The sequence below is a fragment of the Acidithiobacillus sp. TH-A36 genome, from assembly GCF_057473445.1.
In genome coordinates this window covers 1-9009 of sequence record NZ_JBYCKP010000356.1, presented here as the reverse complement: position 1 = coordinate 9009, position 9009 = coordinate 1, and the positions used below count along the sequence as shown (strand labels likewise).

The following is a 9009-nucleotide window of genomic DNA, read 5'->3' as shown; positions in this document are numbered from 1 at the left end:
ATGAAAGCGAAAGCGATACTGCCCTTCTACCGGTAAAAACGGGGATACATGAAAAGCCTTGCTGGCAACCAGCCAGTCACCCTTGCTGATAGCGCGCCGGTCTTCATGCGCCAGCAAATAACTGTGGTGCTCGCCGAAAGTGTTGTTCACCTCTGCCAGCACGCCGCGCAGCCCGCCGGTTTCGTCCAGGCCCAGCCAGAAACTGACCGGATTAAAAACATACCCCCAAAGACGGGGATAGGTGACCAGGACAAAGCGGCTGGCTTCAATCTGCTGTTTGGCAAAAATGTCGCGAATCCAGGCTGAAAGTGGCGAACCATCACGGCCGCCGTGATCTCGACCGTGAAAACGCAGGGGGCTGAAGCGGGAAAGAATTTTCTGCAGCTGCGGCAAATCATCCAGATCAAAACAAATACTGAAGGTCCGGTAATGAAATGCCCGTCGCAACGGCTGCAGACGGCGATGCATGACGCGGCCCAGCAGAAGCCCACCCTTCAGCGTAGAACTTGTTGTGGCCATGTTTCCATCCGTGGTTCAGTAATGGGACTCGCCTGCTCTTGCCAGGCAGCGCGAATACCCATGTGATTGGCGACTTCGACGGCGCTGCGCAAACCGTCTTCGTGAAAACCGTGACCCAGCCAGGCACCACAAAACCATAAGCCATTACGACCTTGCAGACGCCGCACGGCCTCCTGACCAGCCAATGCCCCATGGTCAAATACCGGATGGGCATAATGAAACTGTGCCCAGGTTTTTTGCGGATCCGGTACGCGCTGCGGGTTCAAAGTGACCATAACCGGCGTCTTGAAGGGCAGCGGTTGCAACTGATTGATCAAATAGGTAACCGCCACCGAACGCCGGGCAGCGGCAACCCCTTCTTCATGAAAATTCCAGGCAGCCCAAGCTTTGCGATGCTTGGGAAGAAAACGTTCATCCCAATGCAGATAGGCTTCATTGTCCTGATATTGACACTGCGCCAGCGCGGCGCTTTGTTCTGGCCAATGCTCACCAAGCAACTTTCTGGCCTGATCACCATGCAGGGCACAAATGACCTGATCAAAGTGTTCTTTCTGATGGCCGGCAAACTGGACCGTAAACCCGCCTTCCGGAGCCGGATGCAATGCTTCCACCGGCGCATTCAGACGGACATCATGGAGCTGTTGCGTGATGCGCCGGACATATTCACGGCCCCCACCGACGACTGTCCGCCATTGTGGCCGATCAAAAATCTGTAAAAGTCCATGATTCCGATAAAACTGCAAAATGGAACGCGCCGGATAAGCCAGCATGGTTGCGGTCGGGCAAGACCAGATGGCTGCCGCCATGGGAAGAAGATAGGCTGTCTTGAACCACTCCCCGTAGGCTCCCCGACGCAGAAACTCGTCCAGGGTGATGTCCGCATCGCTTATGTTTAACCAGGCCAACGCTTCGCGATTGAAGCGCAGAATATCCTTGAGCATTCCCCAGAAGGCCGGGCGCAAAACATTCCGCTTCTGGGCGAAAAGCGTGCTCAGACTGGAGCCACACCATTCCAGATTCAGGGCAGGAAGACGGACACTGAGGGACATGTCACTGGCGGTCCAGGGTACGTTCAGTTCCGCGAAAAGCCCCAGCAAATTCGGGTAGGTTCGATCATTAAACACCAGAAAACCTGTATCTACAGGTGCTGAAACGCCCTGCAGGCTGACATCCACGGTGTGGGTATGACCGCCGGGGTAGTCCGCCGCCTCGAAAACACTCACGCTATGCGTTTTCCGCAATATCCAGGCGGCCCCCAGCCCGGAAATACCTGCACCAATGATGGCAACTCGCATAAGTCTCCTTTATTGTTTTTAAATGTATTGTACAAATACTCACTTAGTACAGGATAGCGCAAAGTCTCCCAAACATCCTGTGTCGGTTCCAATGTTCCATAACCTGCAATGTCCTGATACGCTCAACACCCCACAGTGTAATCGCAACACCTTGGCAAAGTGGCATTATCAGCTATTACGCAAATACGTCGTCAGCGGATGCAGGTTCAGACACCTTGCGCATTGCGCCGAAGCCTTGTTAATCTTATTGTACTATACACTTTCTTATTTTGTATAAGCCATGAAAGCCCTACAACGTTATCAGGAAGAAAAAATCTGTGTGGTCTGCCAGCGCCCCTTTACCTGGCGTAAACGCTGGAAGCGCTGTTGGGATGAAGTACGGTATTGTTCAGCCGCCTGTCGAAAAAATCGGCATCGCCCTGGAAACCCGCCCCATGTCTCAGACTGAAAGGACTGTTCGTCATCTGGTAGTGATTCTCGGTGACCATCTGGATCCGGACAGCCTGGCCCTGGAAGGCTTCGATCCAGTTCAGGATCTGTGCTGGATGGCGGAAGTGCCCGAAGAGTCCACCATAGTCTGGTCGCATAAGGCCCGTATTGTCCTGTTCCTGAGCGCCATGCGTCATCATGCTGCGGCCTTGCGGCAACGTCGCTTTCCTTTGGAGTATCTGACCTTTGGCACACACCCCTATCAGAGCATGAGTCAGGCCCTGGAAGCGGCTCTACTACGCTGGCGGCCCCGGCAAATCATCAGCCTGCGTCCCGGCACCTGGCAGCTGCGCGAAACCATTCGTCAATGCGCAGAAAGCAGGCAGATTCCCTGGCAAGAACGGCGTAATCTTAATTTTCTGTTTTCAGTCCCGGAATTTGGCCAGTGGGCAGACAATCGTCGCCAGATGCGTCTCGAATTCTGGTACCGCCACGCCCGGCAGAAAACCGGAATACTCATGCAAAAAGATCAGCCGGTTGGCGGACGCTGGAATTTTGATCAGGAAAACCGTCAGCGTCCCGGTTCTCAGGGTCCCGGCTGGATTCCGGAACCTTTGAGTTTTACCCCGGATGCCATCACGCAGGAAGTCATGGCCCTGGTCGAAACACAATTCGCCGGACACCCGGGTAACCTGCAACACTTTGACTGGCCGGTGACTCCCCAACAGGCCCAAACCGCTCTTCAGGATTTTCTGGATGATCGTCTTGCACAATTTGGTCCCCTGCAGGATGCTTTCTGGCCGGGGCAGGTCTGGCTTTATCATTCCCGGCTGTCTGCAGCACTGAATCTCGGTCTGATCCGTGCCATAACGGTCATTCGGGCGGTTGAAGAAAATTTCCGGGCTGGTAAAGTTTCCATCGCCTCTGCAGAAGGATTTATCCGACAAATTTTGGGCTGGCGCGAATACATACACGGCCTCTATTGGCTGCACATGCCCCAATGGCTGCAGCAGAATATCCTCCAGGCCCATCAGCCCTTGCCAGCATTCTACTGGACTGCAAAAACCGACCTGTCCTGCCTGCAGGACACCATCGCGCGCACTCTGGAGCATGGTTATGCCCACCATATTGAAAGACTGATGATTACCGGTCTGTTTGCATTGCTGCTGGGCGTCGGGCCGCAAGCCATTCATCGCTGGTTTCTGGCCATTTACGTGGATGCCGTAGAGTGGGTGGAGCTGCCCAATGTCATCGGCATGTCCCAGTATGCAGATGGCGGCTGGATGGCATCCAAGCCCTATGTCGCCAGCGGTAATTATCTGCAGAAAATGGGCGGGCATTGTCAGCGCTGTCCGTATGAACCCAAATTGGCTAGCGGCGCAAAAGCCTGCCCCTTTACGGTGCTGTACTGGGATTTTCTGCAGACGCACCAAGAACGTTTCCGTCAGCATCCGCGTACTGCGCTGCAATGGAAGCATCTGGAACGCATGTCCGGCGAGCATCTTGCGGCGATTCGCGCCCAGGCTCAGGTGATACGCAAAAATCTTGAAGATGGTCACGCATTCGAGCTGAATAAAATGCATCCAGAACCCGAAATTTCACGTAATCTGGAATAAGTCTACAAGTGAGGCAAGACATGGCAGAGATCATTCCTATTCCCGGCAGCGTATTCTCCGCTCAGACGCCTGAAAACCTGGTGGAATATCCTGTTTATGCCAAGATTTTGCATCTGGGACTGGTGCTGAGTGTTACCTTTGAGTTATGGAACAGCCTGGCCGCCTTGTGGTTTGCCAATTTCACCTGGTTCCCGCTGCATGTACTTGCCGGGCTGATTCTGACCGGCTGGCTGGTTCTTACCTGGCTGGTATATCTATTCACGCCCTGGGGGCGTCATCTTTTGGGTACCTGGTTTTCCTGGCGCACCCCTCAAGCCGTAGGTCATGATCTTGCCCGGTTATTTCGCGGAAAACTCCCCAGCCATGGGGTGAGACCGGGTTTATCCAGCCTCTGGCAGGCCATTTTTTTCATCGGGGTCAGCATCGTGACCTTTGGGGGATTTATCGGCTGGCTCGTTCTGCGCGGAGATCTGCATCTGAGCGGAGGCGCACAAATTGGGCTCACGCTGATGCGCCTGGGCACCCCCCTGTTAGCTTATTTCTGGATCGGCCATGTCGTCATGGCCACTTATCATGCACTGCGCGGCGAAGCCCTTTGGCGCATATTTGCCGTCTGGAAAAGAGGATAAAAGTCATGTCAATCAATCGTCGAGAATTTCTGCGCTCAGCGGGTGGCCTGATTTTGGCGACCGGGGCAGACAGTCTGGCTTATCCTGCCCTGGCTTGGGCAGATGCCAAAATCCCGGTTTTTCCGGAGTATTACACTTATGCGGGGTTTTATCCCAGAATCAATCCAGATACCTATCGTCTTGAGACTACGGGACTCATCAACAAACCCCAGACTTTCACCCTTTCCGATTTATATCAACTCAGCAAGGTTCGGGAAATCGAAACCTTTCATTGCGTGACCGGCTGGATTGTCAACAATGTTCACTGGCAGGGTATTGCCCTGTCGCACTTTCTGGAGCAGATACAACCTCAGGCAAGTGCCCGCTATGTCGCTTTTTACAGTGCCGATGGCGTCTATGTAGACAGTCTTTCCATGGATCAGGCCCGCGCCCCCGGGGTCATTCTTGCCACGCACATTTCCGGACAGCCGCTGCTGCAAAAAGGCGGATATCCGCTGCGTCTGCTGGTCCCGCAAATGTACGGCTACAAAAGTGTCAAATGGGTCAACAAGATTGTGCTGGACAGCACCCGCCCCCAGGGCACCTGGGAGAAGGACGGCTATGCCAACAATGCCTACATCAAGAAGGGTTTCAGCTTCATGGACCTGCTGTAAACCAGAAACGTTGATTCTCTGCCATTTAGCGGAATTTAACTGGTCGCCGGAAACGGCGGCCAATCAACAGAACAATCAACCCGACCACAAATAAAATAGCTCCACGGATAATCCAGATGGTTTCATTGATCATGAAACTGCTTTTCGGGTAGGGAAATATTCCGGTGCCCTGCAGAAAAAACAACAGGCCTGAAAGCATCAGAAAAATGCCGATGATACTGAGTATGACCAATGCTGTTTTGCGCATGACAACACCCTCAAATGAATCCACGGTTATTTAAATTAACATCTGCCAGGACTGATTTTTCCGCTTACAGAACCACTCAAGCCTTGGGAAGAGTCACGCCACTTTGGCCCTGATATTTACCACGCCGATCCGCATAGGACACTTCGCAGACCTCATCAGACTCAAGAAAAAGCACCTGGGCGACGCCTTCATTGGCGTATATTTTGGCCGGCAACGGCGTGGTATTGGAAAATTCCAGGGTCACATAGCCTTCCCATTCCGGCTCAAAGGGTGTGACATTCACAATAATACCGCAACGCGCGTAGGTACTTTTGCCCAGACAAATGGTGAGCACATTGCGGGGAATCCGGAAATATTCCAGGGTACGCGCCAAGGCAAATGAATTGGGTGGAATAACGCAGGTATCCCCACTGAAATCCACAAAAGAATCTTCGCTGAAATTTTTGGGATCGACGATGGCACTGCGCACATTGGTAAATACCTTAAATTCACCGGCGCAGCGAATATCATAACCATATGACGACAAGCCGTAGGAAATGATGGGACTGCCCTCTACATGGCGCACCTGACAGGGGGAAAAGGGCTCGATCATCCCCTCATTTTCTGCCATGTGCCGAATCCAGCGATCTGATTTGATACTCATTTTAGCGATTCTGCACGACAATATTGGGGAATTTGTGGCTATGATCCACGGCCTGATTGGCCACCCGCCCGGCCACATGACGCGCCAGTTCGATGTAGATTTTGGCCAGACGCGAATCGGGTTGTGCCACCACCGTGGGCGCTCCATTATCGGCTTCGCTACGAATGCTGCGGTCCAGAGGGATGGCGCCCAGAAATTCCACACCATCCTGCTCGGCCATGCTGGCACCGCCACCATGGCCGAAAATATCGTCCTCATTGCCACATTTGGGGCAAATATAAAAGCTCATGTTCTCGATAATCCCGATGATTGGAACCCCGACTTTCTCAAACATTTTCAGACCCTTGCGGGCATCCAGCAAGGCAATATCCTGGGGCGTGGTGACAATGACCGCCCCAGAAACCGGCACTTTCTGCGCCAGGGTCAACTGGGTATCGCCCGTACCCGGTGGCAGATCGATGACCAGATAATCCAGTTCTCCCCAGCGGGTATCCGAGAGCAGCTGCTCCAGCGCCTGCATGACCATAGGCCCGCGCCAGACCATGGGGGTTTCTTCATCAATCAGAAAACCGATGGACATGGCTTTAAGGCCATGCCCCTCCATGGGTTCCATCTTTTTTCCATCCTTGCTGGTGGGTTTACCGGAAATACCCAGCATGCGCGGCTGGCTGGGACCGTAAATATCGGCATCCAGAATTCCTACCCGGGCACCTTCCCTGGCCAGCGCCAGCGCCAGATTTACTGAGGTGGTTGACTTGCCCACGCCACCCTTGCCCTACGCTACCGCAATAATATTGCGCACGCCTTCCATGAGCTTGACGCCGCGCTGGACCTGATGGGTGACAATACGATGACTGACCGAAACATCCGCCTGCAGGCCGTGGTCATTTTGAATCTGCCGCGCCACGTCCTGACTCAGACTGATAGCTACACCAGCGCTGGGATAGGGTAATTCCAGTTTGACCTGGTTACCGCCCACACTTTTGAGTACGCCGGCTTTTGCGAGAGTTTTACCCAGATAAGGGTCTTCCATTGCCTGCAATGACTGCTCTACTTGTTCCCGCGTCAATTCTGCCATGCTCGTCCTCATCTCCGGCATCCAAAGCTGCCGTCATATTAAGTGGTGTATCCGCAAAAATCTGTTTTTTCGCGACAGTGGATCAGGGTGCGGTCTCTGCACTGATCACGACTTCGTGACGCTCCAGACCGCCCCCTTCACCAAAGGCTTCCTTGGGCAGCGGATTGGTATGGGCCGCCTTGAAATCGTCACTTTTCATCCAGGCCTCGAACGCTGTCTGATCAGCCCAGTGCGTCAGCACGACATAAACGCCGTCATCATTGACCGGACGCAAAACCTCCATGCGCACAAATCCCGGCTGCTTATCCACTTCTCCCGCGCGTTTTTGAAAACGTGCCTCAAACTCGGCCCGATATTCGGCCTTTACAGGTACCCGATTCGCGACAACATATTGCATGATAGCTGCTCCTCGTTACTTAAGTGCAGGGAAAATTACAGGACCGGCCCCTGCTTCAAACCCAGAACGTCCTGCATATCGTAAAATCCGGGGCTTTGTACCGCCAACCAGTGCGCCGCCCGCAGTGCGCCCTCGGCAAAGTTCAGACGGCTGGCGGCACGATGGGTCAATTCCAGACGCTCGCCCGCGCCCGCCAGCCATACCGTATGTTCACCCACCACGTCAGCAGCACGCAAAGTAGCAAAGCCAATACTGCCTTCCTGGCGTGGCCCCCGGATAGTATTACGATCAAAGCACTCCACGTCCTTGAGAGCGACACCGCGTCCCTTGGCGACGGCGCGCCCCAAAGCCAGTGCGGTTCCTGATGGCGCGTCTACTTTGTGACGATGGTGGGCCTCGACAATTTCCACATCGTAACTTTCCCCCAGCGCCTTGGTGATAGCCGGAAGATAAGCCAGCAACACATTGATGCCAACACTCATATTGGGGGCCAACAGCAGGGGAATAACCTGACTGGCGGTTTTCAGCACATTTTGCTGTTCGGAAGAAAACCCCGTCGTACCAATGACGATGGGGGTTTTCGTCCTCTGACAAGCCAGCACATGGTCCAGCGCGGCGGCTACCGGACCGAATTCAACGACCACATCCACGGCCTTGTCCTGCGCCAGCACCGCGCTCAAATCTGCCGTGACAGACACACCCAGCGGCCTGACACCGGCAAGGCGACCAGCGTCTTGCGTCAGATATTCCGCACCTGCACGACCGATGGCTGCGCTCAGCTGCAGGTCTTCGCGCCCCTCCAAAGCCTGAATCAGCGCCCGGCCCATACGTCCCGAAACTGCGGTTATGGCGACGCGGGTTGGCTGGTTCATCAGAGTCCCATCCGGTCCAGAAAGTCTTTGGCCTTGTTCCACCAGCTTTCCTGCTGGGGATGCTGGCTCTGATCTGCGGCAGTGCTGGCAAATTCTTCCAGCAGTTCTTTTTGTCGTGCCGACAAATGCACGGGCACTTCCACCTGCAGTCGACAATGCAAGTCACCATGCAACCTGCTGCGCACCCCCTTGATACCCTTACCGCGCAAGCGAAACACCATGCCGGACTGGGTTCCCGGCGCAATCTGGATTTTGGCCCGACCCGTCAAAGTGGGCACTTCCAGTTCGCCCCCCATGGCCATGGTCGTGAAATTCACCGGAACGGCACAATGCAGATCATCTCCATCGCGCTCGAACAAGTTGTGGGGCTGGACCCGCACCTGAATATACAGATCACCCGCCGCTGCGCCGCGTTCCCCAGCTTCGCCTTCACCATTCAGACGGATGCGGTCGCCCGTATCTACACCGGCTGGCACCTTGACTTCGAGATCACGGGTTTTGCGGACCCTGCCGTGCCCCTGACAATTGCTGCAAGGATCCTTGATGGTTTTACCACTGCCATTACATTGCGGACAGGGGCGCGTCACCGAGAAAAAGCCCTGAACCATCCGCACCTGACCGCGTCCCCCAC

At 54.5% G+C, this 9009-nt stretch carries 13 protein-coding genes; 4 read left to right on the top strand and 9 right to left on the bottom strand.

The annotated features are described in order from the left end of the window. Together AC2VLY_RS09500 and AC2VLY_RS09495 are read right to left on the bottom strand one after the other, a co-directional pair. On the bottom strand, positions 1 to 519 hold a 519-nt coding region (locus tag AC2VLY_RS09500), incomplete at its 3' end, for a DUF1365 domain-containing protein (RefSeq protein ID WP_486922163.1). Continuing rightward, positions 495 to 1814, bottom strand: a complete 1320-nt coding sequence (locus tag AC2VLY_RS09495) for an NAD(P)/FAD-dependent oxidoreductase (RefSeq protein WP_193651333.1) — start codon at positions 1812 to 1814, stop codon at positions 495 to 497. The genes AC2VLY_RS09495 and AC2VLY_RS09500, both read right to left, overlap by 25 nt. Before the next feature lie 280 nt (positions 1815 to 2094). On the opposite strand from AC2VLY_RS09495, the gene AC2VLY_RS09490 reads away from it, so the two are divergent. The 4 genes from AC2VLY_RS09490 to AC2VLY_RS09475 are packed head-to-tail and all read left to right on the top strand — an operon-like array spanning position 2095 to position 5141. Beyond that, positions 2095 to 2262, top strand: a complete 168-nt coding sequence (locus tag AC2VLY_RS09490; RefSeq protein WP_193651332.1) for a DUF2256 domain-containing protein — start codon at positions 2095 to 2097, stop codon at positions 2260 to 2262. Continuing rightward, complete coding sequence (locus AC2VLY_RS09485; protein ID WP_486892961.1) at positions 2186 to 3859, top strand: cryptochrome/photolyase family protein; 1674 nt, start codon at positions 2186 to 2188, stop codon at positions 3857 to 3859. The genes AC2VLY_RS09490 and AC2VLY_RS09485 overlap by 77 nt, the downstream gene beginning before the upstream one ends. A 20-nt stretch (positions 3860 to 3879) precedes the next feature. Beyond that, positions 3880 to 4488, top strand: coding sequence for a hypothetical protein (locus AC2VLY_RS09480; protein ID WP_193651330.1), 609 nt, complete (start codon positions 3880 to 3882; stop codon positions 4486 to 4488). A gap of 5 nt (positions 4489 to 4493) precedes the next feature. Continuing rightward, positions 4494 to 5141, top strand: a complete 648-nt coding sequence (locus tag AC2VLY_RS09475; RefSeq protein WP_486892959.1) for a molybdopterin-dependent oxidoreductase — start codon at positions 4494 to 4496, stop codon at positions 5139 to 5141. A 25-nt stretch (positions 5142 to 5166) separates the two neighbouring features. On the opposite strand, the gene AC2VLY_RS09470 is transcribed toward AC2VLY_RS09475, so the two are convergent. The 7 genes from AC2VLY_RS09470 to AC2VLY_RS09440 all read right to left on the bottom strand — a co-directional run. Then, the gene (locus tag AC2VLY_RS09470) at positions 5167 to 5388 is read right to left on the bottom strand and encodes a hypothetical protein (protein WP_031571290.1); all 222 of its coding nucleotides are present in this window, start codon (positions 5386 to 5388) and stop codon (positions 5167 to 5169) included. Positions 5389 to 5464: 76 nt separating this feature from the next. Next, positions 5465 to 6031 (bottom strand): dCTP deaminase, encoded by a 567-nt coding sequence (dcd, locus tag AC2VLY_RS09465; RefSeq protein WP_193651328.1) that lies wholly within the window; start codon positions 6029 to 6031, stop codon positions 5465 to 5467. Position 6032: 1 nt separating this feature from the next. Further along, a complete protein-coding gene (gene apbC / locus AC2VLY_RS09460; protein ID WP_486922162.1) occupies positions 6033 to 6794 on the bottom strand; it encodes an iron-sulfur cluster carrier protein ApbC in 762 nt (253 codons plus the stop codon). 12 nt (positions 6795 to 6806) lie between these two features. Then, on the bottom strand, positions 6807 to 7109 hold the full coding sequence (locus tag AC2VLY_RS09455; RefSeq protein ID WP_486922161.1) for a hypothetical protein: 303 nt from the start codon (positions 7107 to 7109) through the stop codon (positions 6807 to 6809). Between the two features lie 82 nt (positions 7110 to 7191). Then, on the bottom strand, positions 7192 to 7506 hold the full coding sequence (locus AC2VLY_RS09450) for an antibiotic biosynthesis monooxygenase family protein (RefSeq protein WP_193651326.1): 315 nt from the start codon (positions 7504 to 7506) through the stop codon (positions 7192 to 7194). 35 nt (positions 7507 to 7541) lie between these two features. Then, a complete protein-coding gene (dapB, locus tag AC2VLY_RS09445; RefSeq protein WP_193651325.1) occupies positions 7542 to 8378 on the bottom strand; it encodes a 4-hydroxy-tetrahydrodipicolinate reductase in 837 nt (278 codons plus the stop codon). Continuing rightward, positions 8378 to 9009, bottom strand: a 632-nt coding sequence (locus tag AC2VLY_RS09440; protein ID WP_486922160.1) for a DnaJ C-terminal domain-containing protein, incomplete at its 5' end; no start/stop codon positions are given. The genes dapB and AC2VLY_RS09440, both read right to left, overlap by 1 nt.

Bases quoted from the DNA above. Each gene is read 5' to 3' on its own strand.
- AC2VLY_RS09450 (WP_193651326.1), bottom strand. From the start codon at position 7,506: ATGCAATATGTTGTCGCGAATCGGGTACCTGTAAAGGCCGAATATCGG.
- AC2VLY_RS09455 (WP_486922161.1), bottom strand. From the start codon at position 7,109: ATGGCAGAATTGACGCGGGAACAAGTAGAGCAGTCATTGCAGGCAATG.
- AC2VLY_RS09470 (WP_031571290.1), bottom strand. From the start codon at position 5,388: ATGCGCAAAACAGCATTGGTCATACTCAGTATCATCGGCATTTTTCTG.
- AC2VLY_RS09495 (WP_193651333.1), bottom strand. From the start codon at position 1,814: ATGCGAGTTGCCATCATTGGTGCAGGTATTTCCGGGCTGGGGGCCGCC.
- AC2VLY_RS09490 (WP_193651332.1), top strand. From the start codon at position 2,095: ATGAAAGCCCTACAACGTTATCAGGAAGAAAAAATCTGTGTGGTCTGC.
- dcd (WP_193651328.1), bottom strand. From the start codon at position 6,031: ATGAGTATCAAATCAGATCGCTGGATTCGGCACATGGCAGAAAATGAG.
- AC2VLY_RS09480 (WP_193651330.1), top strand. From the start codon at position 3,880: ATGGCAGAGATCATTCCTATTCCCGGCAGCGTATTCTCCGCTCAGACG.
- dapB (WP_193651325.1), bottom strand. From the start codon at position 8,378: ATGAACCAGCCAACCCGCGTCGCCATAACCGCAGTTTCGGGACGTATG.
- AC2VLY_RS09485 (WP_486892961.1), top strand. From the start codon at position 2,186: ATGAAGTACGGTATTGTTCAGCCGCCTGTCGAAAAAATCGGCATCGCC.
- AC2VLY_RS09475 (WP_486892959.1), top strand. From the start codon at position 4,494: ATGTCAATCAATCGTCGAGAATTTCTGCGCTCAGCGGGTGGCCTGATT.